General features: G+C 61.5%; 19 protein-coding genes. 6 read left to right on the forward strand and 13 right to left on the reverse strand.

The features are described 5' to 3' along the window. Positions 1-50: 50 nt before the first annotated feature. The 4 genes from GVL52_RS00865 to GVL52_RS00880 all read right to left on the reverse strand — a co-directional run bounded on the left by GVL52_RS00865 (position 51) and on the right by GVL52_RS00880 (position 5,752). Positions 51-2,093, reverse strand: a complete 2,043-nt coding sequence (locus GVL52_RS00865; RefSeq protein WP_160003367.1) for an NADH:flavin oxidoreductase — start codon at positions 2,091-2,093, stop codon at positions 51-53. A 314-nt stretch (positions 2,094-2,407) separates the two neighbouring features. Beyond that, positions 2,408-3,520, reverse strand: a complete 1,113-nt coding sequence (locus GVL52_RS00870) for an NADH:flavin oxidoreductase/NADH oxidase (protein WP_160003368.1) — start codon at positions 3,518-3,520, stop codon at positions 2,408-2,410. Positions 3,521-3,671: 151 nt separating this feature from the next. Then, on the reverse strand, positions 3,672-4,889 hold the full coding sequence (locus GVL52_RS00875; RefSeq protein ID WP_160003369.1) for an MFS transporter: 1,218 nt from the start codon (positions 4,887-4,889) through the stop codon (positions 3,672-3,674). Next, positions 4,886-5,752, reverse strand: a complete 867-nt coding sequence (locus GVL52_RS00880; protein ID WP_160003370.1) for an MBL fold metallo-hydrolase — start codon at positions 5,750-5,752, stop codon at positions 4,886-4,888. Before GVL52_RS00880 ends, GVL52_RS00875 begins: the two co-directional genes overlap by 4 nt. Before the next feature lie 186 nt (positions 5,753-5,938). Between GVL52_RS00880 and GVL52_RS00885 the strand changes: the two genes are divergently transcribed. Then, positions 5,939-7,444: a cyclic nucleotide-binding domain-containing protein gene (locus GVL52_RS00885; RefSeq protein ID WP_160003371.1), complete on the forward strand. Its 1,506-nt coding sequence runs from the start codon at positions 5,939-5,941 to the stop codon at positions 7,442-7,444. On the opposite strand, the gene GVL52_RS00890 is transcribed toward GVL52_RS00885, so the two are convergent. Continuing rightward, positions 7,441-8,292, reverse strand: a complete 852-nt coding sequence (locus GVL52_RS00890) for a LysR family transcriptional regulator (RefSeq protein ID WP_160003372.1) — start codon at positions 8,290-8,292, stop codon at positions 7,441-7,443. The genes GVL52_RS00885 and GVL52_RS00890 overlap by 4 nt on opposite strands. A 425-nt stretch (positions 8,293-8,717) precedes the next feature. On the opposite strand from GVL52_RS00890, the gene GVL52_RS00895 reads away from it, so the two are divergent. The 3 genes from GVL52_RS00895 (at position 8,718) to GVL52_RS00905 (ending at position 11,640) form a co-directional block, all read left to right on the forward strand. Further along, positions 8,718-9,023, forward strand: coding sequence for a UBP-type zinc finger domain-containing protein (locus GVL52_RS00895; protein WP_160003373.1), 306 nt, complete (start codon positions 8,718-8,720; stop codon positions 9,021-9,023). A 93-nt stretch (positions 9,024-9,116) separates the two neighbouring features. Then, positions 9,117-9,734 carry an NAD(P)H-dependent oxidoreductase gene (locus GVL52_RS00900; protein ID WP_160003374.1) on the forward strand — a complete coding sequence of 206 codons (618 nt, stop codon included), beginning with the start codon at positions 9,117-9,119 and terminating at the stop codon, positions 9,732-9,734. Beyond that, a complete protein-coding gene (locus GVL52_RS00905) occupies positions 9,727-11,640 on the forward strand; it encodes a monovalent cation:proton antiporter-2 (CPA2) family protein (protein WP_160003375.1) in 1,914 nt (637 codons plus the stop codon). Before GVL52_RS00900 ends, GVL52_RS00905 begins: the two co-directional genes overlap by 8 nt. A 38-nt stretch (positions 11,641-11,678) precedes the next feature. Here the strand turns inward: GVL52_RS00905 and GVL52_RS00910 are convergent, their stop codons facing one another. The 7 genes from GVL52_RS00910 to GVL52_RS00940 all read right to left on the reverse strand — a co-directional run bounded on the left by GVL52_RS00910 (position 11,679) and on the right by GVL52_RS00940 (position 19,859). Beyond that, a complete protein-coding gene (locus tag GVL52_RS00910; RefSeq protein WP_160003376.1) occupies positions 11,679-13,376 on the reverse strand; it encodes an FAD-dependent oxidoreductase in 1,698 nt (565 codons plus the stop codon). A gap of 210 nt (positions 13,377-13,586) precedes the next feature. Further along, complete coding sequence (locus GVL52_RS00915) at positions 13,587-14,609, reverse strand: MBL fold metallo-hydrolase (RefSeq protein ID WP_160003377.1); 1,023 nt, start codon at positions 14,607-14,609, stop codon at positions 13,587-13,589. A 71-nt stretch (positions 14,610-14,680) separates the two neighbouring features. After that, complete coding sequence (locus tag GVL52_RS00920; protein WP_160003378.1) at positions 14,681-16,300, reverse strand: MFS transporter; 1,620 nt, start codon at positions 16,298-16,300, stop codon at positions 14,681-14,683. A gap of 116 nt (positions 16,301-16,416) precedes the next feature. Beyond that, complete coding sequence (locus GVL52_RS00925) at positions 16,417-16,857, reverse strand: DoxX family protein (RefSeq protein ID WP_160003965.1); 441 nt, start codon at positions 16,855-16,857, stop codon at positions 16,417-16,419. A 13-nt stretch (positions 16,858-16,870) separates the two neighbouring features. After that, on the reverse strand, positions 16,871-18,748 hold the full coding sequence (locus GVL52_RS00930) for an amidohydrolase (RefSeq protein ID WP_160003379.1): 1,878 nt from the start codon (positions 18,746-18,748) through the stop codon (positions 16,871-16,873). Between the two features lie 105 nt (positions 18,749-18,853). After that, positions 18,854-19,129, reverse strand: a complete 276-nt coding sequence (locus tag GVL52_RS00935; protein ID WP_160003380.1) for a XapX domain-containing protein — start codon at positions 19,127-19,129, stop codon at positions 18,854-18,856. Positions 19,130-19,208: 79 nt separating this feature from the next. Next, positions 19,209-19,859, reverse strand: coding sequence for a hydrolase (locus GVL52_RS00940; protein ID WP_200847748.1), 651 nt, complete (start codon positions 19,857-19,859; stop codon positions 19,209-19,211). A 310-nt stretch (positions 19,860-20,169) separates the two neighbouring features. Here GVL52_RS00940 and GVL52_RS00945 point away from each other — a divergent pair, with 310 nt between their 5' ends. Both GVL52_RS00945 and GVL52_RS00950 read left to right on the forward strand, forming a co-directional pair. Beyond that, positions 20,170-20,694: a helix-turn-helix domain-containing protein gene (locus tag GVL52_RS00945; protein ID WP_160003382.1), complete on the forward strand. Its 525-nt coding sequence runs from the start codon at positions 20,170-20,172 to the stop codon at positions 20,692-20,694. Positions 20,695-20,760: 66 nt separating this feature from the next. Continuing rightward, positions 20,761-21,771, forward strand: a complete 1,011-nt coding sequence (locus GVL52_RS00950; RefSeq protein WP_160003383.1) for an alpha/beta hydrolase — start codon at positions 20,761-20,763, stop codon at positions 21,769-21,771. Between the two features lie 25 nt (positions 21,772-21,796). On the opposite strand, the gene GVL52_RS00955 is transcribed toward GVL52_RS00950, so the two are convergent. Further along, positions 21,797-24,586 (reverse strand): winged helix-turn-helix domain-containing protein, encoded by a 2,790-nt coding sequence (locus GVL52_RS00955; protein WP_160003384.1) that lies wholly within the window; start codon positions 24,584-24,586, stop codon positions 21,797-21,799. Between the last annotated feature and the right edge of the window lie 91 nt (positions 24,587-24,677).

Here is a 24,677-nt window from a genome sequence, read left to right on the forward strand (position 1 = left end):
GTCCTTATGCAACCTCTGTCGCATTGAGATGATCCCCGTCGCTGCTGGTGTCAAAGGAGTGATGCGAAGCGGTAAGCCTCGTAGATGGCGGCATGGATATTTCGGCTCGCCACAGCGTCGCCGATTCGAACGAGATCGAAGCGTCCGTCGGGATTGCGCTGCCGCAGCGGCTGCCGTCTCGCGATCAATGCGGCGTAGTCGACAGCGCCGAGGTTGCACGACAGTGGCTTGAGCTCGAAGTAGAGATCGGCATTCGCCATCGTCCCATGCTCGACCACCACTTGCGCCACGCGCCGTTCCCAATGAGCCTCACCGGCATAATCGGAGCCGAGAACGGCGACCAACTGATTGCCGTCACGGCGCACCGATTTCAGACGCGTGTTGATCGTCACCCTGGCGTTCGTCTCTGCAAAAACCTTGGCGTAGGGCACGTGGTTCATGCCGCCGATTTCGGGCGCAAAGAAGCGCTCGGGCGATACGAGCTCCAGTTCGGAGCCGCTATTGGCAATCACCTCGGCTGCAGACATGCCCGGATGGCCGCCATTGTCGTCGAAGAGCAGCACGGTATCGCCCGGCTTGGTCGAACCGGCGAGGATATCCCAGGACGAGGTGACAAGCTCATCGCCGGCATCCATCGCCGGCGATTGGGCGATGCCACCTGTCGCAACGATCACCAAATCCGGATCGAACGCCAGAACGTCGTCTCCGCCCGCAAAGACATTGTAGTGGATCGTGACGCCGAGGCGTTCGAGTTCGCCGAGGCGCCAGTCGATGATGCCGACCATCTCGCGTCGGCGTGGATTGCGCACCAGAAGATTGATCTGCCCACCGGCCTTGCCGCTGGCTTCGAGCAGATCGACCTGGTGGCCACGCTCGGCCAGAACGCGGGCCGCCTCCAGACCGGCAGGCCCTGCGCCGACCACCACGGCGCGCCGCGGCGATATCGCGGGATCGATCGTGTGCGACAACTCTCCTTCGCGGCCGGTGACCGCATTGTGGATACAGAGTGCCTCGCCGCCCTCGTATATCCGATCCAGACAGTAGGTTGCGCCGACGCAGGGGCGGATACGTGCCTCCTCGCCCGCCTCGATCTTTCTGACGATATGCGGATCGGCAATGTGCGGCCGCGTCATGCCGACCATGTCGAGCTTGCCTTCGGCGATCGCGTGCCGGGCTGTTGCGACATCGGAAATCCTCGCCGCATGAAACACCGGGAATTTCGTCGCCGCCCGGATCTCGCCGGCGAAATCCAGATGTGGCGCCGACGGCATTCCCTGGATCGGGATGACGTTGTTGAGAGCCGCATCGCTGTCGATGTGCCCGCGAATGACGTTGAGAAAATCGATGGAGCCGCCAGCAACGAGCCGCCTGGCGATCTCGACGCCCTCTTCGCGCGAAAGCCCTTTTTCCCAGTCCTCATCGGCGACGAGCCGAATACCGACGATGAAATCGGTGCCGACGGCCTTGCGCACCGCGTCTGTCACCATGGTCGAAAAGCGCATCCGGTTTTCGAGAACCCCGCCGAACTCATCCTCGCGGATGTTGGTCGCCGGCGACCAGAAGCCGTCCATCAGATGACCGTAGGCCTCGAACTCGATGCCATCGAGGCCGGCAGCCTGCATGCGTTGGGCAGCCGAGACGTAGTCGTCGATGATCCGCTCGATATCCCATTCCTCAGCCTCCTTGGGAAACGCGCGGTGGGCTGGCTCGCGGATGGGGCTCGGCGCCAGAACCGGCAGCCAGTCGCCCTTGTTCCAGCCGGTGCGACGGCCAAGATGGGTCAACTGGATCATCACCGCCGTGCCATGCTCGTGACAGTCGTCCGCCAATCGCTTCATCCACGGCACGATCTCGTCGCGGTAGGCGTGCAGATTGCCGAAGGCCGGCGGTGAGTCCGGCGAGACCACGGCCGAACCCGCGGTCATCGTCAACGCGATTCCGCCCTTGGCCTTCTCCAGGTGGTAAAGCCGATACCGATCCGTCGGCATGCCGTTCTCGGAATAGGCCGGCTCATGCGCGGTCGACATCAACCGGTTCTTCAGCGTCAGCGTCTTCAGTTGGAATGGTTGAAGTAAGGGATCCTGCGAAGCCATCGATCTGCACCAGTGATAGGACGGGACTCAGATCTTCACGCAAAACGATGCCATGCGCGATGGACAAAAGCGCCACAAAGCGACGTCAATGCGCCGCGGGCCGATTTTGCGGTGCTGGAAAGCCGATTTATCCACCGGGGATCGGCGTCAACCAGGCGCCTTGCGTTTGTGCCGCTGAAAGCCGGCCGAGAGGAGGATATCAGATGCAGGGCTGATAGCGAGGCCAGGCCGGAGGCCCCCCGCCTGGCCTTCGTGCAGGGCAGCCATCAGGATCGGCGTCACCTTGTGGTACACCTGCTATCGCCAGTCAGCCGTCAAGCCTCGTTGTTCTCGAAGAGCGATCGGAACTGTCGCGGCTGGCAGCGTAGATACTGGTCGGGGGCGGAGACGTGGGCACCAAAATGAGCTGCAGCATGCCATGGCCAACGGGGGTCGTAGAGGATGGCGCGTGCGAGCGCGATCATGTCGGCGTCGCCGGTGCTGATGATCGCCTCTGCCTGTTCGAATTCGGTGATCAGGCCGACGGCGATGACAGGGATGGTCGTGGCCGCCTTGATCGCTCGGGCAAAGGGGACCTGGTAATTCGGGCCGACGGCGATCTTCTGGTGATCGACCAAGCCGCCGCTTGAGACGTGGATCGCGCTGCAGCCGCGCGCCTGAAGGGCCAGCGCGAATGCGGTGGTCTCTTCCACGTTCCAGCCCCCTTCTGCCCAATCGGTGGCCGAGACGCGCATGGTTATCGGCCGGTCCGCGGGAAAGGCATTGCGCACGACATCAAACACTTCGAGCGGGAAGCGCATCCGGTTTTCCAGCGATCCGCCATACTCGTCGGTACGCTTGTTGGAGAGCGGCGACAAGAATTGATGCAACAGGTATCCGTGAGCGCCGTGGATCTGCACAGCCGCGAGATCGAGGCGTGCTGCCCGCTTTGCGGCGTCGGCGAACGCTTTGCGCAGGCGCGCCAGCCCATCCTTATCGAGCTGGTGCGGAGCATCGTAGTTGGTCTTGAAAGGGACATCGCTCGCACCAACGGTCTTCCAGCCCAGCGGCTGGTCCGGCGCAATCTGGCCGCCGCCCTTCCACGGCAGCTCGGAAGACGCCTTGCGCCCGGCGTGGCCCAGCTGAATGCCGATCGGCATGTCGGACCAGCGGTGGATGCCCTCAAGCGTCCGGGCCATGGCGCGTTCGTTCTCGTCAGAGTAAAGGCCGACATCGCCGTAGGTAATGCGGCCTTCCGGCGACACGGCTGTCGCCTCGATCGTCAAAAAGCCGGCGCCGGAATTGGCCAGCGTGCCGAGATGCATCAGGTGCCAGTCCGTCATGCAGCCGTTCTCGGCCGAATACTGGCACATCGGCGCGATGACGATGCGGTTTTTCAGCGTCAGTTCGCCGATCGAAACCGGCGTGAATAGGGTTGCTCCGGACATGATGTCTCCGATCCTTGTTACGACGGCCATGTAAGGGCCAAAGGTTTAACGCCGCGTTGTTCTACCAGTAGGTCCCGGCCCTGCCTTGAATGATCCACGCTTAAATTGCGCTATTTTCCCAATGCGCAAGGCCATGGAAAAATGCAACCGATCAGCGCGCTTTCGGAACCCTGCCTCCACCTGCCACCCCGCTGCGGGCCCGTATGCGATCGAGCAATATCGTGACAACAGCCAGCGTTGCCACCAAGGCAACACCGATATCCACGGCCGCAGCGAGGCTTGCAGATGTTGCCACTTTCCCCAACAGCAAGGCGACAACGGCCTGCGCGAGATAGGCGACCAGAAACAACGCCGACAGCGTGGCGCCCCTGTGCGTTACAGGCGCACGCGCGGTCAGCAACGACAGTCCGCCCAGCAACAGCAGGCTGTAGGCCATACCGGAACCCGCCTGCGCTACAGCATAGAGAGCCAGCGAGTGGGCATAGGCCGATGCGGTTAGAAGCGCCGAGGACGCTACGGCAATCGCTGCGCCGACCAGCATCACCGGGCTCGGGGAAAGCCTGCGGGCAGGAATGGTCGCTGCCGCCGAGGCAATGGCGAACAGCGCGATCGTTCCGCCGTTGACCAACGCGTTCGAGGACGCAACGACATCACGCGCGATTTGAGCGCCGAGCGATAGGGTCATGGCACCAAGCACATAGGAGGCGGTGACGGCAGCAGTGGCGGCGGCAAATGTCGAAAGCAACCCGGCCGGAATGGATGGAACGCGCGGGCGCCAGTGGTTGCGCGGGCGCGACGCCGTATAGTTTGGCAAGCGCCACGTGGCCACGAACAGGATTAGCAGCACCACGAACAGCACGGCAAAATTCAACCGTGTCGGAAACGGTGCGTACTGGATCAGCGCGCCGCCGACGAGCGCAGCCAGCGTCATGCCGGCTGCCTGTGCGGCGGCGGTGACGCCGCCGGATTGAGCCGCCTTCTCAGGCGCGCTGAATTCGACCACGGCCGCGGCAGACGGTCCGGCCGAGAGCCCGACGCCGACGCCCATGAAGGCACGCCCGACGAAGATCCAACCGACATCGGGTGCCAGCGCGAAGATCAAGGTGCCGATCGCCGAAGCAGAAAGGCCGACCAGCATGGTTTCGCGGCGGCCGATGAAGTCGGAGATGTTGCCGAACACCACCAGGACCAGCACAACGAAAACAGGATAGATCGCAAAGATCGCCGTCGTCGTGAAGGTGGTCAGATGCCACTCGGCGGCATAGAGCGGATAGGTGAGCGCCGGTGCAGCACTCGTCCATATCGTATGGGCAACCACGGCTGCCGAGACCAGCAGGCTCGCCTGCCTTCCAAGCGTGGCGCGGCTCATGACGGCACCTTCGCAGTCGCCACGCCATGGAAGCGATAGCCTTCCGCCGTCTTCTCGATGCGGCCGACGCCGGGATATGTCCAGTGGAAACCAAGCAGCTTGGCGTTCTCGGCAGCGGCGCGCTCCAACAGCGCATGCCGGGTGCGGACGGCGAGGTCCGGCTGCATGTCGAAGCCGAAGCTCCAGTCCGGATGCTCGAACGATACAATTTCGCTCGCCGTCGCATCCACGGTGACGATCAGCGGCACCTCGCCTTCGAGAACCAGCGAGATATGGCCCGGCGTGTGTCCCGGCGTTGCCAGCACCTTGATGCCGGGAACGATCTCGTCGCCATCGGCCACCAGCGTCATGCGCTCGGTGATCGCCATGAGGTCGCGCCTTGCACCCTGCACGAAGGGCTGCATGCCTTCCGGCAATGCGCCCGCCGCCTCGCCATTCCAGAAATTCCATTCCTCCCAGCCGACGAAACAGCGGGCGTTCGGAAAACGCAGGGAACCGTCATCTCTGAGCATGCCCCAGATGTGATCGGGATGGGCATGCGAGATGACGATGGTCGTGATGTCGCCGGGATCAACACCGACGGCACGCAGATTGCCTTCCAGCTTGCCTTCCGAGGGCTGGAAGCGATTGCCGGCGCCGACATCGACGAGAATGACCTCGTGGCCGGTGACGATAAGCGGGATGTTCGATTGTGCGTTCGCCGTGCCGCCGTCGCCACCCAGTCGGCGCAGGATCTCTGCACGCTCTTCGGCATTGCCCTCGGGGGCAAACATCTCGCCACCCAGCGAAATGTCGCCATCGGACAGAACAGTGATGTCGAACTGGCCGTGGCGGAAACTGTGAAAATCTGAAGGCTGTGCCATCTCATAAACTCCTGATGTCGGTTTTATCGACACAGGTGTCGTGGAAATGGACGCCGGAGAAAACGAACGATTGTGGACCGCAGCCGTTCATTTCTGTACGGATGCAAACGACAAATACGAGCATTATCTTCAAGCAAATATTGTCGAAGAGCCATAATCCAAATCGTTGCATCACCGGGAATTCATATGGAACTTCCATCGCTCGCAGACCCGATCACCCAGTTTGTCGCGCTGATGGTCATCGCCTTGGTCACCAGATTTGTCACGCCAAATCGGCGCGCCGTCAAATTCGGGCTGAACGTCGCGTTCTTCGTCGCGCTGTCCGCCCTGCTGATCTTCAACGGGATAGAGCCCTATTCGGCAGCACCGTCCTCGGAGGAGATTTACCGGCGGCTGTTCCTTGGGCTGGCCAAGACGATCTGGTGGCTGGTCGGCGCGATGATGCTGGTCAGCTCGGTGCGGCTGTTTCTGATTTTCGAACAGCGCCCGCGCGAAGGTCGGCTGGTTCAGGATCTCCTGGCCGGCATCATCTATGTGGGCGCTGGACTTTCGATCGTCGCCTACGTGTTCAGCGTGCCCGTCGGTACGCTTATTGCGACCTCGGGCGTTTTCGCGGTCATTCTCGGCCTCGCCCTTCAAAGCACGCTTGCCGACGTGTTCTCCGGCGTCGCGCTCAATCTCGGCCGGCCCTATGCGGTCGGAGACTGGATCGTGCTCGAAAGTGGTGTGCAGGGCAAGGTCGTGGAGACCAACTGGCGTGCGACGCATCTGCTCAACGGCACAAACGATCTCGTCGTCATCCCGAACAGTGCGCTGGCCAAGGCCCAACTCGTCAACCTCAGCAGCCCCGACGAAAGCCACGGAATTACCATCAAGGTTCGCGTCGAGCCCACACACCCGCCGGCCGTTATCGAAGACATCATGCGCACCGTGCTGATCAGCAGCAACTGCATTCTCCGCTCGCCAGCACCCTCGGTCGCCATCACCGGCCTTGATGGCCAGGCAATCGAGGTCGAGCTGTCGTGCCGCATCCTGAGCCTCTCGCAAACGCTGTCGGCAAAAAACGAGGTCTACGACCTGATCTATCGCCATATGCAGGCTGCGGGCGTGCCTCTGGCGGTGCCTGAGGGCGCTGCCGTTCGCCCGCAATCCGACAATGCCATCGCCCAGCCGGACCAACATTCGACCGCCTGGCGCCTGCTCAATGCGATACCTCTGTTTTCAACGCTGACGCCGGACGAGCGTGAAGTCCTCGCGGCATCGATGGTGCGACGTACCTACAAGAAGGGCACCGTGATCATCGAGCAGGGAATGAAGTCACCGTCGCTGATGCTGTTGCGCAGTGGCGTCATCGTCATCGATCGGTACGACGAGGCGGGGCGGCATATCGAGCTCAACCGCTTGGCACCCGGCGATTTCTTCGGCGAGCGAGGGGTGCTGGTGGATGCCGAGGAACCGGGCACCATTCGCGCACTGACATTCGTGGTCGTCTATGAAATCGCCCAGCAGCATTTGGCCGGCATCCTGAAAGACCGCCCTGCGATGGCCGAGGAGCTTGGCGTGACACTGGCCCGGCGGCTCGATTCGGAAAAACATCTGGCCGGCAACGGCATGCTGGCCGGGCGCCAGCCTGATACGCTCGCCGGACGCATTCGCCACCTGTTCCAGTTGCAGCACGGAGATGATGTCTAGGACGTGAGCATGCGCGTCGTCGTATCCACAAAGGCCCGCAGCCGACCGAGACGTTTCATGTCGCGGTGATAGCCCATCCAGATATCACGCCCGGGCGGGTTATCGTGCATCTGGACGCGCCTCAGATTGGGCACCGCATCTCCGACGGGTCGCGGAAGAACGGCAATGCCGATGCCTCTTGCGCACATCTGCGCCTGCACATGCCGGTTGTTGCTGCGCAATCCCATCTGCGCATTTGGGAAACGCTCTTTCAGCCAGTTCGTGTCGGGGAAGGAGCCAAGCGAGGCATCCATGGTGATGAGCTGGAAGCCGCTGCCGTCGCCAATCAGCGGCTCCGCAAGCGCGGCTCCGACATAGACGCCATAGGTCATGGTCAGCAGCCGCCGCTGGATCACGTCGGGTTCATCGAACGGGACGATGCGGAAAACGAGATCGGCTTCGCGATGCGCAAGATTGAACAGACGCTGACCGGTCAGAATCTCGATCAGCACGTCGGGATAAGACCTTGAGAAATCGGCGATTACCGGCGGCAGCACGTAAGCGCCGAACCAGTCGGCTGACGAGATACGCAGCACACCGTCGAGCGTCTGGGCTTCGCCCGCAAGCCGCCGCTCCATCGCAAGGGCCGTCTCTTCCATCTGTTCGGCAAGCGACAGGACGGCGGTGCCTTCGTCGGTCAGAACGAATCCGTCGGCGGTTCGCTGAAACAGTGTCTGGCCGGTCGCGTCCTCCAGCGCCCGCAGCCGCCTGCCGATCGTTGGATGGCTGAGATTGAGCGCCCGCCCTGCCCCGCCCAGCGTCGCTGCTCGGGCAACCGCGAGAAAAATCCGCACATCACTCCATTCCATCGGCAATCAAACCCTCAGTTCGGTGGAGGTGTGCCTGATCGGCAGGGCCACAATCAAGTGCAAATTCGCACAATGGCGCGTCGAGGCGCGTTTGTGCAGATCGATGGCACGCAGGAGAAGCTGCGATCTTCCACAGGAGACCTGCAGATCGACGTCACAGACGCTGATGTCTCGTCGTTGGTTTTCCATCGCTATGGCAGCGGTCGCCGACGCCGTCGATGCCCGCCCTGAAACACATTGAACCGTGAATTTCGAGGTTCACAATGAGATCTGTATGACGCTTGCAGTATCCTACTATGATCGGATTTGCATAGACCTGAGTTTGATAGGAGCATATTCGGGTATCATGCCGAAGTGCATGCTCAACGTCTCGAAGAGACGATTGCAATAGATTGAAGTCACTGCAAAATTCCGAGGAAAGAGCCATGTCGCACACTTGCAAGCATGTTCGTCTGGTCCGCGATGTCGTCCCTAAAACACGCGGCTGCGAGGAGTGCCTGGCCGAAGGTCAGATCTGGGTTCATCTGCGCCTATGCCGCGAATGCGGCCATGTCGGTTGCTGCGATCAATCGATCGGCAAGCACGCCACCGGCCACTTTCACGAGACCGGCCATCCGGTGATGGAGGGTTACGATCCGCCGGAGGGTTGGGGCTGGTGCTATGTCGATGAAATCGTGGTTGACTTGCCCGATCAAACCGAACAGGTAGGACCGATCCCGCGATATTATTGAGCCATTCCAATCGGCCGCTGATATCCGGTACTGCTTCAGACCGATGCGGCTCTCACGACTTTCCGCACGCCGACTACAGATGGGAGCCCATGCATGGCAAAGGTGCTTGTTCTTTTCGCCCACCCCGGACAGCGCCATTCCCGCGTCAACATCCTGATGGCCAAGATCGCCCGGGGTATCGAAGGCGTGACTTTCGTGGATCTCTATTCGGAATATCCCAAACTGGATATCGATATCGATGTCGAGCAGGACCGGCTGTTGAAGCATGATGTGATCATCTTCCAGTTTCCGATCTACTGGTACTCGACCCCGTCCATCCTCAAGGAATGGCAGGACTTGGTGCTGGAATACGGCTTTGCCTACGGACATACCGGCGACAAGCTGGCCGGCAAGGCGTTTCTGCCCGTGGTCACAGCCGGCGGTCCCGGCCAGGCGTACACTGAAGAGGGCAGCAATCACTTCCGCCTGCGGTCTCTGCTGTCGCCGCTGGAGCAGACCGCCAACCTTTGCCGGATGCGTTTCGTCGCACCTTACGCGCTGTTTGCCGCCCATGATGCGCGCGGCGACGGCAGAGCCGATCCGCATCTTGCGGGCTACCGGTTGCTGCTCGAAACGCTCCGCGACGACACCTTTGACATAGACGCCGCCGTCCGCCTTGAATTGCTCAGTGCCGACACGCTTCCGATCCGCGAGGGCACCAGCCATGAATAGCCTCATCTTCCAAGCCTTTATCTACCTGCTCGCCGCCGTCATCTCGGTGCTGGTTGCCAAGCGCCTGGGGCTCGGCTCCGTGCTCGGCTATCTGATCGCAGGCATCATCATCGGTCCTGCCCTGCATCTGGTCGGCAATGAGACGCAGGACCTGCAGCATTTCGCCGAATTCGGCGTTGTCATGATGCTGTTCCTCGTCGGTCTCGAGCTTCAACCGCGCGCGCTGTGGGAAATGCGCTCGAAGCTGCTTGGGCTCGGCGGCCTGCAGGTGATCTTGACCTCCCTCGCGGTCATGGGTTTTGCCATGCTTCTCGGCCAGGTCTGGAGCGTCGCGCTGACGATCGGCTTCATCTTCTCGCTGTCTTCGACGGCAATCGTGCTGCAGACGCTCGGCGAAAAGGGGTTGCTGCGCTCCTCCGGCGGCCAGGCGAGTTTTTCGGTGTTGCTGTTCCAGGATATCGCTGTCATTCCGATGTTGGCCTTCATCCCGCTTCTGGCACTGCCGGATCTGGCACGCCATGCGCTCGGCGGCAATCCCGAAGAAGGTGCCCCCCACACCCTCAGTCTGGTCGAAGGGTTGCCGGGCTGGCAGGTGACATTGGTGACGCTGTTTGCCGTCGCCTTCGTGATCGCAGCAGGGCATTATCTGTCGCGACCGATCTTCCGGCTGATCGCCAAAGCGAAGCTGCGCGAGATCTTCACCGCCGCAGCTTTGCTTCTGATTATCGGTATTGCATTGCTGATGACTGTGGTCGGCCTGTCACCGGCGCTCGGAACTTTCCTAGCCGGTGTCGTCCTTGCCAATAGCGAGTTCCGCCACGAGCTCGAGAGCGATATCGAGCCGTTCAAGGGGTTGCTGCTCGGCCTTTTCTTCATCACTGTCGGCGCCAGCATCGATTTCGCGCTTCTCTATGCCGAAGTCTGGACGGTGCTCGGCATCACGCTGGGCGTCATGGCGCTGAAGGCGATCGTGCTGCTCGGCCTCGCCTTTGTGTTCAAGCTGCGCGGCACCGATCGCTGGCTGTTTGCGCTGGGGTTGGCACAGGCCGGTGAGTTCGGCTTCGTGCTGATCTCCTTCACGGTGCAGAGCGCCGTCCTGCCGCCGGCGCTCGCCGCGGTGCTGCTGCTTGTGGTCGCGATGTCGATGCTGTTGACGCCTGCCCTCTTCATCATCTTCGACAAGCTGATCGTACCGCGCTTCAACCGCCAGCAGGAAGACGAGGCGGACGAGATCACCGAGCCGGGCTCCGTGATCATCGCCGGCCTCGGGCGGTTCGGGCAGATCGTCAACCGGATGCTGCTTGCCAACGGCTACAAGACAATCGTGCTCGACCATCAGGCCGACGTCATCGACGGCCTGCGCAAATTCGGCGTCCGCTCCTTTTTCGGCGATGCCAGCCGGCCGGACCTTTTACATTCGGCTGGTCTGCATGAGGCGAAGGTGCTGGTCGTCGCCATCGACGATCCGGATCGCGCAATCGAAATCGTCAGGCACGCGCGCCGCGAGAACCCGCACATCCACATCATCGCCCGCGCCTATGACCGGACCACCGTCTACCGGCTTTACGAGGCGGGTGCGCATGACATCGTCCGCGAGATGTTCGACAGTTCGGTCCGCGCTGCCGGTTATGCCTTGAAGGGGCTTGGCATGCATCCTTACGACGTGGAGAAGAGCAAGGCCGTGTTCGTCCGCCAGGATGTCCGCGGCATGCGCAAGCTGGCACCCTTGTGGAAAGAAGATGTCGCCGTGTTCGACAACAAGGAATATATCGCCAAGGCTAAGGAAATTGCCGATCTGCTCGAAAAGGCGATGCTGGGCGACAGAAGCGCGCTTGGCGACAAGGCAGAACGCGGCTGGACACCGCCAGATATTGCCGCCGAGCAGTTGCAGAAGAATATCGACTGATAAGTCGGCGGGCCTGCTGCCTGCCGGCTGCCCGCCAACTATTGTGCTGCGGATGAAACCGCAGCACGCCTTTCACGATCGGCGTGACGCTGCTGCTCGAGGCATTGGTGGATTGCGGCAATCACCACTGACCCTTCGCCGACCGCAGACGCCACGCGCTTGACCGAAGCGGCGCGGACATCGCCGACGGCAAATATGCCCTCTTTCGATGTTTCATAGGGTGATAGCGGCAGGTCGCCCGCAGGCATCATCCCCGTCTTGACGAAGCCATGCTGATCGAGGTCGAGGCAGCCGTCCAGCCAGCCGGTGTTCGGAGAGGCGCCGATCATCACGAAGATACTGGTGACGGCAAGCGCATGCGTGACGCCCGAGCCGTGATCGATCCAGCTGACGCTCTCCAGCGTCTTGTCGCCTTGCAGCGCTGTGATCTCGGCCTGCTGGTAGAGACTGATCCGCGGCGAGCTTTCGATTCGCTGCACCAGATAGTCGGACATCGTCGAGGCGATGCCGCTGCGCATCAGCATGTGTACATGCTTGACTGTCCGCGACAGGAAGACGGCTGCCTGCCCTGCCGAATTGCCGCCACCGACAACGATGATGTTTTCCTCGGCGCAGACCTGCGCTTCCATGGCGGTTGCCGCGTAGTGGATGCCCTGCCCTTCGAATTTATCGTAGTTGAGGACATCGAGTTTCCTGTAGCGGGCACCGGTTGCGATCACCACCGTGCGGGCGCGCAGCTCGGTCTCGTCATCGAGAACGAGGCGATAGGGATGGGTCGAGCAATCGAGCTTCGTCACTTCGCGGGAGACCGATATCCGGGCACCGAATTTTTGCGCCTGGATATGTGCACGGCCGGCCAGCGCCTGTCCCGAGATGCCGGTGGGGAAGCCCAGATAGTTCTCGATCTTGGACGACGTCCCCGCCTGCCCACCGGGCGCCAGGGTTTCGAGCACGATTGTATTCAGCCCCTCCGATGCCCCGTAGACCGAGGCTGCGAGCCCGGCTGGACCGGCACCGACGACCGCCACATCATAGACGACATCGGCTTCGGGCGGCTCGCTGATGCCGAGGAGATCGGCCAATGCCGCATTTGACGGGCGCGACCATATTTTGTTGTCGGGTGTGACGACGACCGGAAGGTCGCCGGACATCGCCCCGAAACGTTGCATCAACGGCGCAGCGCCATCTTCAGTTGCAGGATCGACGACAGCGACCGGATAGAGATTGCGTGTCAGGAAGCGCTGGATTCGAAGGACATCGGCATGGTGCCGGTTTCCCATCAGCAGAACCCCGCCTTCCGCGTGGCGGACAAAGCCGGCGCGGCGCAGGATATAGGCGCGTATGATCGTCTCGCCGATATCAGGTTCACCGGTGATGAAGGCATGGAAATCGCGATTGGCGACACGCAGCAATCGCGATCCCGATTTCGCCAGACCGGAAAGCAGCATTGGTCGCCTGGTGAAGATGTTCTGTTCACCGGAAAACTGGCCAGGGTGGTAGGTGAAGACCGATCTGCGCCCGCGCCTGACGTCATCGATGAACAATTCGATCTCGCCCTCGAGCACCAGGAAGAAGTCGATCGCGCGCTGGCCGCGTTCGAACACAAATCCATCATCGGCGACGATCTCCTCCCGACCGTAAGCCTTGGCCCGCTCGATCATCTCGGCGGAAAGCACCGGAAATGTCTGCGCTTGGCGCAACCAGGGATCAGTCGGATCGATCGGCGTGGGAATCATCGTCTGCCTCCAGAAAAATGCTGATAAGTCGCCGCGCCAGTGTTCGGGGTTGTTCGCTAAAGTCGCGCGGTTGCTGTCGGATCGATACCGACCACTCTGGCTGAAACTCTAAGCTCAGGATTGTACGAATAGACGGTATTTGCAAGGATTGCCGGTCGTCGATCCCGCTTCCGCTGGATCGCGAACTATCAACAGCCTGGCCTTCACTTATCACTTGCCTGTCCTGACCTCGGCTTCGTAATTGGCAGGCAACCAGACGAACTCGCCGGTCTTGACGCCGACATGCCCAAGACCGGGGAAGGAAATGTGCGCGGCGCCGACCCAATAGCCCTTCTGCGCGGCATCCGAATAGATGGCAGACCGCTCCTGCACGGCTTCGCCGGCATTGCTGTCATAGGCCACAGTGATGCTGGGATCCGGGAACTGGATCGGCGCGACGTGGACGATGTCGCCCCACAGTATCAGCCGCTGGCCATCGCTCTCGACCTCGTAGAAGCTGTGGCCGGGCGTATGGCCGGGGCTGGCGATCGGTCGGATACCGGGGCTCAGCTCAGCACCGCCGTCGAACGGCTTGAAACGGCCAGCGTCGATATAGGGTTGCAGCGAAGCCTTGTCGCCGTCGAACATCGATTTCAACAGGGCCGGAGCTGCTGTCTCATTTGCATTGCTCAGCCAGTAATCGGCATCGGCCTTGCTGACCCGCACGACCGCCTTCGGAAAGGCCATCCTGCCATTCGGCGCGATGCCGCCGACATGGTCTGCATGCAGATGGGTGAGATAGATTTCGTCAACCTGATCAGGCGTGTAACCCGATGCGCGAAGGTTTTCGATCAGGTGCCCACAGCAATCGCCATAGAGCGAGCCGGCACCGCTATCGACGAGAATGAGCTTCGCGCCGGTGTTGATCAGGAAGGCGTTGATCGAGCCCGCGACCGGTGCTGTCAGATCGCTCTGCGCCAGCAGGGCATCGGCTTCGCCGGGAAAAACCGTGTCGAGCGGCGCCGTCTCGCCGTTCCGGGCGCCATCGGCCTTGGTCAGAACCTTGTGAACAGGAAACGGATGCGTGCCATCGGACAGTGCGGTGATTTCGAATTTTCCGAGCATCATCCGATAGAACCCCGGCGCCTGGGTGCCGGCCAAGGGTGCAGCGGCCTGGGCCGCGCCAATGGCAAGAGCAAGGTAGAGCCCAAGCGAGGCCGCAATCGTCCGGCGTCCAATGGATCCGTAGATCATGTGAAATTCCCTATAAGAAGTGAGTGATGCCCTCCTCCGCCTGGCCAAGCCATCAGGAGGAATGTCAGCATCTACTGGTGTTTGCCGAGGCGGCGCTCGTCGAAGGACAGGAAGTGACGCACCACGGGCTTTTCAGGACCGACGTGAAATTGCATCACCTCGCTCTGGACATCGGCATCGGTGTGCGAGACGCGCTGGTGTTGCCTCAGATGTTCTGCCCAGGATTCGACCAGGAACCATTCGACGATCAGTTCCGGATTGGCGGCATCCTCGGTCACGCCCCAGGCGTAGGCGCCGTCACGGCGTCTTTCATGCGAGAGGCGGCTCAGCGCGTGCAGGAACCTGGCGTTGTTCTCCTTGGCCACCCGATATTCGATGAGGATCAGGACAGGGCCGCGATCATGCTCGACCGGTTGCGACGTCAGCGGCTCGGGCCAGTGGTTGGAGGCGACGAGATCGGCTTCGCCAAGCGGCAGCTTGACCCGGTGCATGATCAGGCCGGCGACGACGAGGCCTGCAGCCGAGATCAGCAGTGCTGTCGGAACACCCGTTTCCTGCGCGACAAAGCCCCAGCCAAGGCTGCCGATGGTCATCGCACCGTTGAACACCGTGAGATAGATCGCAAGCGCGCGGCCACGCACCCAGTTCGGCAGAACGGCCTGCGCCACGCCGTTCATCGTGGTCAGCGCAATGATCCAGGCGGCGCCGAGGACGAGCAGGATGGCAATGGCGAGCCATTTCGGCGGAGCCATTGAAAGAACCGCCATGACGAAGGCTGTCGCAAACACCGAGACGAGCAGAAGCGCATCCGGTCCCAGCCTCTGCCGCAGCCGGGGAAGGACCAGGGCTCCACCGATGGCACCGGCGCCGACAGCGCCGAGCAGCACGCCATAGAAGCCAGCCGTGCCACCGAGCAGCGTGCGTGCGACCAGCGGCAGCAGCGCCCACACGGCACTTGCGAAGGCGAAGAACACGGCAGCACGCAGAAGCACGACATGCAATTCCTTGCTGGCGCGCGCATAGCGAAGGCCGGCCCGAAACGCACCGGTGAAATTTTCCGACAGTTCGCCGCCGTCGTTCTTCGGCCGCTTCCACCAGATGAGTGCAGCGATGACAAAGATGTAGCTTGTCACATCGGCGCCATAGGTGACGGCTGCCCCAAGCGACGCCAGGATCAGACCACCGACTGCCGGCCCGATCGAGCGGGAAATATTGATGCCGAGCGAGTTGAGGGCAATCGCGCTTTTCAGATCGGGCTTGGCGACCAGCTCCGGTACGATCGCCTGCCAAGCCGGCGCGACAAGCGCAGCGCCGATGCCGCCGAGAAAGGTGAGCCCGATCAGGGCTTCGATGGTCAGCATCGAGAAATGTGACAGCGTCATCAGAGTGATGCTGACGCAGGCGAGCAGGATCTGCACCGAAATCAGCAGCTTCCGCCGATCCATGATATCGGAAAGCACACCGGCCGGGATTGCCAGCAGGAAGATCGGCAAAGTGCCCGCCGCCTGGATCATCGCGACGGCGGCAGGCGATGCGGAGAGATCGGTGACGAGCCAGGAACTCGCCACGTCACGCATGAAGCTCCCGGTGTTTCCGAGGATGGTGGCAATCCACAGGACTGCGAACGTTGTCTGGCGCAACGGCGCAAAGCCACTTGTGGATGTTGGCGTCTTCGCCGTTACGTCGGTCATGGGAAAGCTCCCGGCTCATGTCAGTTTTTTATGTCTTGGGCGCCGGAAGGCCGACGACCAGTTGGTTCAGCTCGAGCCGGGCGAATCGTAGCTCGGCTTCGATATTGCTATCGCGGCTAACGTCTGGCAGAGCGGCCGAAGTCATGAAGTGCGACGAATACGAATGCACCGCAAAGACCGATATGTTCAAAAAAGCCGTTCATCGCCATGGAGCGTTCCATACCGGGTGGCAGTTCCCAGAAACGCAGGGCGAGGAAGGTTGCCATCAGGGTGAAGACAGCAAGCGCGCCGGCGGCCGCCCAGCGGAAGACACCCGAAATGACCAGCGCCGACATGGCGAGCTCGAATATGATCACTGCGACCGCAAACAGCGGCGCCGGCGACAGGCCGAAGTGGTTCATCTCGCCGATCGCGCCGCTGAAGTCGAAGATCTTCACGAGCGGGCCCTGAATATAGGCCGAGCACAGTGCGGTCAGCGCGAGGATATGCAGTGCTGGGGACGTCGCGAGCGCGCTTGCGGCACTCGCAAGAGGGGGTTTGTTGGCAACACGTGGCATCGTCATCCGCCCCTCACACAGCCCAGCAGGCGCAGCCAAGCGCACCGAAGAAGCCCTTGAGATCGGCGATCGGCAGTTTCGACGTCCAGGCGCCGGCATGGTCGTGACCATGGACGTTGCAGTCGTTGGCGCAGCCGCAGGTCGAGATGGCGGTGCGGCGAAGCGAACGCTTGCCCGCACCTTCGGGATCGCCCCAGGCGGCATAGCCGCCGAAGGCGCGCACCGGAGACCAGTCCGGCATGGCCGGCGGAACGTCGCTCTCGTCGTACTTGGCGAAATCGCCGGAGCCGTAGACGATCTTGCCGCCGACCATGGTGAGGTCGGACGTCAGGAATGAGATCTCGTCTTCGGCGCAGGAGAAGAAGTCCTTGTCGGGAACAACAAGATCGGCGAACTGGCCCTTCTCGATGCGCCCCTTCTTGCCTTCCTCGTTGGAAAACCAGGTGACGTTCTCCGTCCACATGCGCAATGCCGTCTCGCGGTCGAGGCAATTGGCGCGCGGATAGAGGTTCATGCCGCCGACGGTCTTGCCCGTGATCATCCAGGAGAGCGAGACCCAGGGATTGTAGGAGGCGACGCGTGTCGCATCGGTGCCGGCCGAAACCTTGACGCCCTTTTCGATGATCTTGGCAACGGGCGGCGTTGCTTCAGCAGCGCCAAGGCCGTAGCGTTCGACGAAGTATTCGCCCTGATAGGCCATGCGGTGCTGCACAGCGATGCCGCCGCCGAGCGCCGCGATACGGTCGATCGAGCGGTCGGAGATCGTTTCTGCATGGTCGAAGAACCAGTTCAGGCCCTCCAGCGGGATGTCCTGGTTGACCTTCTCGAACACATCGAGTGCACGCGAGATGGTTTCGTCATAGGTGGCATGGAGACGCCAAGGCCAGCGGTTCTCGGCAAGAATACGCACGACCTCTTCCATCTCGCCTTCCATCTCTGGCGGCATGTCGGGACGGGGCTGGCGGAAATCCTCGAAGTCGGCCGCGGAGAAGACCAACATCTCGCCGGCGCCGTTGTGGCGGAAATAGTCGTTGCCCTGCTTGTATTTGACCGAACTCGTCCAGTTGAGGAAGTCGTCCTTCTCGGCCTTGGGCTTCTGCGTAAAGAGATTGTAGGCAAGCCGGACGGTCATCTGGTTTTCGTCGGCAAGCTTCTGGATGACGGCGTAGTCGTCGGGATAGTTCTGGAACCCGCCGCCCGCATCGATCACGCCGGTGACACCGAGGCGATTGAGCTCGCGCATGAAGTGGCGGGTGGAGTTGACCTGATATTCGAGCGGCAGCTTCGGGCCCTTGGCCAGCGTCGAATAGAGGATGCCGGCATTGGGCTTGGCGAGCAGCAGGCCGGTCGGATTGCCCAGCGCGTCGCGGATGATCTCGCCGCCGGGAGGATTGGGCGTGTCCTTGCCGTAACCGACCGCACGAACGGCAGCGCCATTGAGCAGCGCGCGATCATAGAGGTGGAGCAGGAAGACGGGGGTATCCGGCGCAATGGCGTTGATCTCTTCGATCGTCGGCAGGCGCTTTTCGGCGAACTGGTGTTCGGTAAAGCCGCCGACGACGCGCACCCATTGGGGAGCCGGCGTATTCGCCACCTGACGCTTCAGCATGTCCATGGCATCGGCCAGCGAACGAACGCCGTCCCAGCGCAGTTCCATGTTGAAGTTCAGCCCGCCGCGGATGACGTGGGTGTGGTTGTCGATCAGGCCCGGCAGAACGCGCTTGCCCTTGAGATCGACGATCTTCGTGTCGGGACCCTTCAGCGCCATGATTTCTTCGTCATGCCCGACGGCCAGGAACTTGCCGTCCTTGATGGCGACGGCGCTGGCATTCGGGTTGGCACGGTCGAGCGTTGTAAAGAGACCGGTGTGCAAGATCAGATCGGCGAACATGGAAGACCCTCCAGTTTGGGCTTATTGGCAGCCGCAGCGGCGCTCAAGAAAAATTGGGAAAGGCTAAGGCGGAAGCGCCGCCGGGACATCTGTGTCAGGTTGACATCAACCCGTTTGCCCATCGTCGGCCTGACGCTTGGCGCCGCCATCGCCCTTCGGCAGATGGCCGAACATGTGAGGCTTGACCTGATTGAGCCAGGAAACAGCGGCAGGTTCCTTCGCCATCAGTGTCTTGGCAAGCGGGATAAGCTGCTCACCGACCAGGATACCGAGCAGACCGATCAGTGCCACAACGGGAGGCGCTGGCGAACGAACGTTGAGAAGGCTGTAGACGATACCGACAAGCAACCCGGCACCGAGGGAGAGAAGGTAGATTTTCATTGGGCGATCCTTTGGCAACGGGGTGACGTTCCGTTCGCGATCATGCGAACGGAACGCGCAGGCATCAGTCCTGCGAGGATCAGTGTGCCTCGGATGCGCCGAACATCTGCTTGGCGTAGATGATGCCGAGACCATAGGCGCCGCCGAATTTCTTGGCGATGCCCGTCGTCATGTCGTAGGTTTCGGTGCGTGCCCAGTCGCGCTGAAGCTCCAGCATATACTGCAGCGAGGTCATCGGCTGCGCGCCAACCTGAACCATGCGGTCCATGGCGCGGTCATGGGCTTCGGTCGAAACGTCACCGCAAGCATCAGCCAGCACGTAAACTTCAAAGCCCTGCTCGATTGCCGACAGCGCGGGACCAACGATGCAAACGCCCGTCCAAAGGCCGCTCAGCACTATACGCTTCTTGCCGATCTTGTTGATTTCCTTGATGACTTCAGCGTCTTCCCAGGTGTTCATCGAGGTGCGGTCGAACAGCTTCTGGCCGGGAAACGCGTCGGTGATTTCGGCAAACATCGGCCCGGAGAAGCTCTTTTCGGCAACCGTCGTCAGGATCGTCGAAACGCCGAAGCCCTTGGCAGCATTGGCAACCAAGGCTGCGTTGTTGCGGAGGTTGACCGCATCGATGCTCTTGGTCGCGAACGACATCTGCGATTGAAAATCGATCATCAGCAGCGTGTGATCGTGCGGCGTCAGAAGCTTGGAGCCCGGCGTCTGGGTCGCTTGAATGGTCATGGTTGTCCCTCACAGTGAAGAATGATTTGTTTCACTCTGCGAATATGACCGGGCGGGCGGATTGGTTCTTGTCTGGATCGGTGCTCATTTGCACTTTCCGACTATGGTTCGGCAGAAAACACGCGCAAGCGCCACAATGTCATCAACGACTGGCTGTGAGGGCCTCTATCTCAAGTATGCTCCACGCGGATTTCGCACCTTCACAAAACTTCGCGGAGCTTAACTCGCACCGCGAGGCGCGGCGGACTATCCAAACTATCGAGGCAATCTGCTTCACCGTTGGACCGCCGAGAAGGAGTTTTCCATGCCCGACAGATCATCCGTTTCTTTCGATAGCGTGAACAAAGGCATCCTTGCCACGGATGTCGCAAAGCTGCTGGAGCAAGCAGGCAATGCGTTTGACCGCGACCTCACTAAGGCGCGCTCCTACATCGAGCAGGCCCGCGCCATGCTCACCAGCACGTTCGACAGCGCGCCGTCTTCGGAAGGTGGCGGTCTTGCGCCATGGCAGATCAAGCGGATTGAGACATTCATCAAGGCCAACATCGAAGAAAGCTTTCGCGCTGAAGATCTCGCGGCCGTGGCCCGTTTGAGTGTCAGCCACTTTTCCCGGGCATTTCGCCGGAGCTTCGATCAATCGCCGCACGCCTATATCCTGTCGCAGCGGATCGGCTATGCCCAGACGTTGTTGCTGACGAGCCGCGAGCCGCTTTCGCAGATCGCGATCAGCTGCGGCATGGCCGATCAGGCGCATTTCTCGCGCCTGTTTCGCAAACTGACCGGCGAGACACCCAGCCGTTGGCGCCGTGCACGATTGGTTGCGGCGTAAACGGCAGCATGGCCGAACGACATCAGTAAGCACGACGCCCCCGAATGATGGCCAAGGACGGCTTTGATGCGCGACCTAGACAACACAAACCAAAGCCAGGTCCCGGTCGCCGTGAGCCCTGCTTCGGCTCATCCGGTGCTCGATGATGTGACGCAGGAGTTTCTGGACTATGCCAATGGCTGTGGTCCGGTGCCCACCTACATGACGGACGATGGCACTCGGCGCTTCTGCGCTATGCAGTTTTCCGGCCCGGACGAGTTTCTGGTGATGGTCGAGGACATCAGCCTGCCTGTCGGACCGGTCGGGTCGATTGACGTTCGGATCGTAAAGCCCGGCAACAGGCCGGACAAACTGCCGGTCCTGCTCTATTTCCCGGGGTGCGGTTGGATCTCCGGCACCCGTTCGACGCATGATCGGTTCGTGCGGCAACTGGCTGCTTCGGCGGAGGTCGCAGTTCTGTTCATCCAGTATTCTCATGCACCCGCCGCGCGGTTTCCCACCCAAATCGAAGAGGGCTGTGCCGTCATCGATTATCTCACAGGGTCGGCCGACATCCACGGGCTCGACGCGACGCGTCTTGCCGTTGGTGGAGACGGGACCGGCGCAAATATCGCCGCTGCGCTCTGTATTCTGGCAAAACGCCGAAAGCAGGCGCCGATCCGCTTCCAGCTGCTTCTCTGCCCGCTGACATCCGATCGGATGCCGACAGAATCAAGCGTTGCTTTCGCAGCGGGCCCCTGGTTGACGAAGCCGGCGCTCGACACCTTCATCGAGGCTTATCACGCTGAAGCTCCGCCGCAGCATGACCCGCTGGCGTTCCCGCTATCGGCGGAGATCAAAGATTTGCAGGGCATGCCGCCAGCGCTGATCATCACGGCAGAAAACGACATGCTGCGGGATGAGGGCGAGGCTTACGCCAGACGCCTGGTGCGTGCCGGCGTCGATGTCTGTGCGACGCGTTATCTCGCAACGATCCATGATTTCCTGATCATCGACCGCATTGCCGAGACAGCTGCTGCCCGAGCTGCGATGGCACAGGTTCAATCCGAGCTTCGACGGGCGCTTGTTCATTCCTGAAGAACAGCGCCCGTCGAGCAGCCGGTCAGATCAGACCGGACAGCGATGTAGTCTTTGCCGAGGCGTTGAGCACGGCTGTCGCCACTCTCAAGTCGGCCGTGTCTCCGCCTGAGGCCATTCGACCGACGATCGGCGAAAGCTCTGCGATCGCATCAGACCGCCTTCCCTGCTGGACCAACAATTCCGCGAGGCTCGTGGCGGACCGCAGCTCGAACGCCAGAGCGCCTTGCGATCCGGCCAACTGTCTGGCGTCCCGCAGCAACGAGATCTTCTCGTTGTCGCCGATATTCGTTCGACGAACCGCGCTCCGACGCAGAATTTCCGCGCCGCACCAGAGGCCAGGTTCCGTGGCCAAGCGGTCTGGTAGGCAGGTTGCGAATGTTACATCGGAAAGGGTTGCGAAAACCTCGAGCTGCATCTGCGTGGCACCCGAGGCGAAGTCCACTGTCCGATCTCCGAGTGCCGCAGCAAAGCCGCGCGCCCATGCGCCCCAATGTGTCAGTCCCTTGCGGATGGTTCTGGCCAGCAGATGCGGCAGAAGCGTTCTTGCCGTCTCGAGTTGCCCGGTCCAGATCGCGACGGGTATCGCACCGATCGCAAGCCCATAGCAAATTGACAGATCATGATCCAACGACAGCGCATCATGAGCGCAGGCGCTCGCAAGATCGAATGCAGCGGCCGCATCGCCCTTGATCCAGAGATTGCGCATCAGCAGCGACTGAACGGCAATCTTGCCATCGACCTGGGCATGGTTGGTATGGTTCGCCCGCACGGGGCTGGCATCGCTGGTGATCACCCGCTCGAGGCGGGCTTCCGATGTTGCGAAATTGCCCCGAAAGTGCTCGCTCAATGCCAGCATATGGTTTGCGGTGATGAGGCTGGCGACATCTGCGGATTGATGACCCAATCGTTCGAGATCGATCGCATGCGCGAGAGAAATCCGGTAGTCACCGGCAAGGATCGCCTGCGCCCACTGGCCCCAGCTGGCACGGATCGACAGCGCCGTACTGCCAATCGCCGCAGCAATCGATCGCGCCCGGTTGAATGCCTCCGCCATCTCGGCAAACGGGCCGCGGGTGTGCCAGAGCGCATGACCATAGCACATGAGCAATTCGACTTCATGCGGCGACCCTTCCAGGCTGCTTCCGGCGATGCTGGCCATCGTCCTTTCCGCCAGGCGCAGATATTCGTCCGGTAACGACATGTGGAAGAATAGAGGCGCAGCCGCGACTACCAGGTCGAGCGCAATCCTGGCGTCTCCCACATCGGACAACGCCCATTGCAGCGCCGAGCGGATGTCATCAATGCGCGGCCGCAGGACCGAGAGCCACCGGGCGGGGTCCTTGCCTTCCCACGCACCATCAGCGCCGTCGAACATGTCGATGCAGTAGCGCGCATGCTTGCGGCGATAGTCCACCTCTTCATCCGTCGCCCGCAGCTGCTCGGCGCCGTAGTGGCGGGTGGTATCGAGCAAACGAAAGGCGAAGCCGTCGTCCCTGCGCTCCTTGGTGACCAGCGACTTGGAGACAAGGGCCGTGAGCGCGTCAAACACCTGGTCTCGTTCTACTTCAGAGCAATGGGCGACATAGGAGGCTGCGGCAAGGCTAAACGAAGAGGTGAAAACGGAGAGGCGACGGAAGACGGTCTTTTCGGTGTCGGTGAGAAGATCGTGGCTCCAATCCAGCGTGGCGCGCAGCGTCTGCTGGCGTGGCAGCGCTGCCCGTCGTCCGGTGGTCAGGACGGCAAACCGATCGTCCAGCCGGCGGGCGAGGGTTTGGACGTCGAGCATGTCGATCCGCGCTGCGGCCATTTCGATTGCCAGTGGAATGCCATCAAGGCGCCGGCAGATCTCGGCAACATGCGGCGCTTCTCGCTCTGTCAGACGAAACTCCTCGGCGCTCGCCGTCGCCTTTTCGCAAAATAGCTGGACCGACGGAAAGGCCGAAATCGCCTCCACTGTTGGCGTCAGGTCTGCGCCCGGAATGCCAAGCGTTGCCAGCCGATGCACCCATTCGCCCGCAGCCCGCATCGGCTCACGGCTCGTGATCAGCAGCAGCACGCTGGGCGAACGCTGGGTCATGGCCTCGGCAAGGGCCGCTACGGCGTCAATCAGGTGCTCGCAATTGTCGATGAGAAGAAGAACCGGCTTGTCGCCCAGTGCATCGAGCAGGCTTGCCAGCGGATCTTTGGCAGCAGGCGCAACCCCGATCAGCGAGGCAACGGACGCGACAACCAGGCCTGGATCCATGACAGGCGCGAGATCGACGAAAACTGTCGGGACGTTGTGCACTTCAGCGAACCGCCGCGCGGTGGCAAGCGCCACGGTCGTCTTGCCGATGCCGCCTGGCCCGGCAATGGTCAGAAGGCGGCGCGCGGGCAGTAGATCGACCAGCGTCGTCACCACATCGTCGCGCCCGAACATGCGGGCGACACTGAGCGGGAGTGCCGTAGTTTGCGTCGCCGGCTGCGGCTGCTGAGGGTGCGGTGGCTCCTCGCCAAGGGGAACGTTGAACCGGTAGCCTCGCCCGGTATCATTGACGATATAGGGACCACCGTCCGAAGTCGTTCCCAGCACCTTGCGCAGTGCCGACAGGTGCACCCTCAGCGCACTTTCATCGACGGTGGCATCGGGCCAGACACTGTCGATCAGGTCGTTTTTGGAAACCAGTTCTCCGGGCCTGGAAACAAGAGCGACAAGGATCGCCATCGCTCGGCTACCCAGCCGCACCTGGCTGCCCAACTCATGCAGCTGCCGCTGCGTCACATTGAGGACGAAGGGGCCGAAGGTAACCGTATTGGGCGCTGTTTCTCTCATCGTCCCTTAAATCCGCATTCGCTGCCGGCCGAAGCCGCGCCAGCGCATGGGAGCCTATAGGCAGATGCAATCAACAAAATAGAACGTTAGG

It is taken from the genome of Rhizobium sp. 18055 (assembly GCF_902706285.1).
Taxonomy (GTDB): Bacteria; Pseudomonadota; Alphaproteobacteria; order Rhizobiales; family Rhizobiaceae; genus Rhizobium.

What these genes read in the sequence shown, in the direction of transcription:
- GVL52_RS00925 (WP_160003965.1), bottom strand. Translation starts at nt 16,857, where the DNA reads ATGCCACGTGTTGCCAACAAACCCCCTCTTGCGAGTGCCGCAAGCGCG.
- GVL52_RS00945 (WP_160003382.1), top strand. Translation starts at nt 20,170, where the DNA reads ATGCCCGACAGATCATCCGTTTCTTTCGATAGCGTGAACAAAGGCATC.
- GVL52_RS00880 (WP_160003370.1), bottom strand. Translation starts at nt 5,752, where the DNA reads ATGGCACAGCCTTCAGATTTTCACAGTTTCCGCCACGGCCAGTTCGAC.
- GVL52_RS00930 (WP_160003379.1), bottom strand. Translation starts at nt 18,748, where the DNA reads ATGTTCGCCGATCTGATCTTGCACACCGGTCTCTTTACAACGCTCGAC.
- GVL52_RS00900 (WP_160003374.1), top strand. Translation starts at nt 9,117, where the DNA reads ATGGCAAAGGTGCTTGTTCTTTTCGCCCACCCCGGACAGCGCCATTCC.
- GVL52_RS00950 (WP_160003383.1), top strand. Translation starts at nt 20,761, where the DNA reads ATGCGCGACCTAGACAACACAAACCAAAGCCAGGTCCCGGTCGCCGTG.
- GVL52_RS00895 (WP_160003373.1), top strand. Translation starts at nt 8,718, where the DNA reads ATGTCGCACACTTGCAAGCATGTTCGTCTGGTCCGCGATGTCGTCCCT.
- GVL52_RS00905 (WP_160003375.1), top strand. Translation starts at nt 9,727, where the DNA reads ATGAATAGCCTCATCTTCCAAGCCTTTATCTACCTGCTCGCCGCCGTC.
- GVL52_RS00875 (WP_160003369.1), bottom strand. Translation starts at nt 4,889, where the DNA reads ATGAGCCGCGCCACGCTTGGAAGGCAGGCGAGCCTGCTGGTCTCGGCA.
- GVL52_RS00955 (WP_160003384.1), bottom strand. Translation starts at nt 24,586, where the DNA reads ATGAGAGAAACAGCGCCCAATACGGTTACCTTCGGCCCCTTCGTCCTC.
- GVL52_RS00865 (WP_160003367.1), bottom strand. Translation starts at nt 2,093, where the DNA reads ATGGCTTCGCAGGATCCCTTACTTCAACCATTCCAACTGAAGACGCTG.
- GVL52_RS00910 (WP_160003376.1), bottom strand. Translation starts at nt 13,376, where the DNA reads ATGATTCCCACGCCGATCGATCCGACTGATCCCTGGTTGCGCCAAGCG.
- GVL52_RS00870 (WP_160003368.1), bottom strand. Translation starts at nt 3,520, where the DNA reads ATGTCCGGAGCAACCCTATTCACGCCGGTTTCGATCGGCGAACTGACG.
- GVL52_RS00885 (WP_160003371.1), top strand. Translation starts at nt 5,939, where the DNA reads ATGGAACTTCCATCGCTCGCAGACCCGATCACCCAGTTTGTCGCGCTG.
- GVL52_RS00935 (WP_160003380.1), bottom strand. Translation starts at nt 19,129, where the DNA reads ATGAAAATCTACCTTCTCTCCCTCGGTGCCGGGTTGCTTGTCGGTATC.
- GVL52_RS00890 (WP_160003372.1), bottom strand. Translation starts at nt 8,292, where the DNA reads ATGGAATGGAGTGATGTGCGGATTTTTCTCGCGGTTGCCCGAGCAGCG.
- GVL52_RS00915 (WP_160003377.1), bottom strand. Translation starts at nt 14,609, where the DNA reads ATGATCTACGGATCCATTGGACGCCGGACGATTGCGGCCTCGCTTGGG.
- GVL52_RS00920 (WP_160003378.1), bottom strand. Translation starts at nt 16,300, where the DNA reads ATGACCGACGTAACGGCGAAGACGCCAACATCCACAAGTGGCTTTGCG.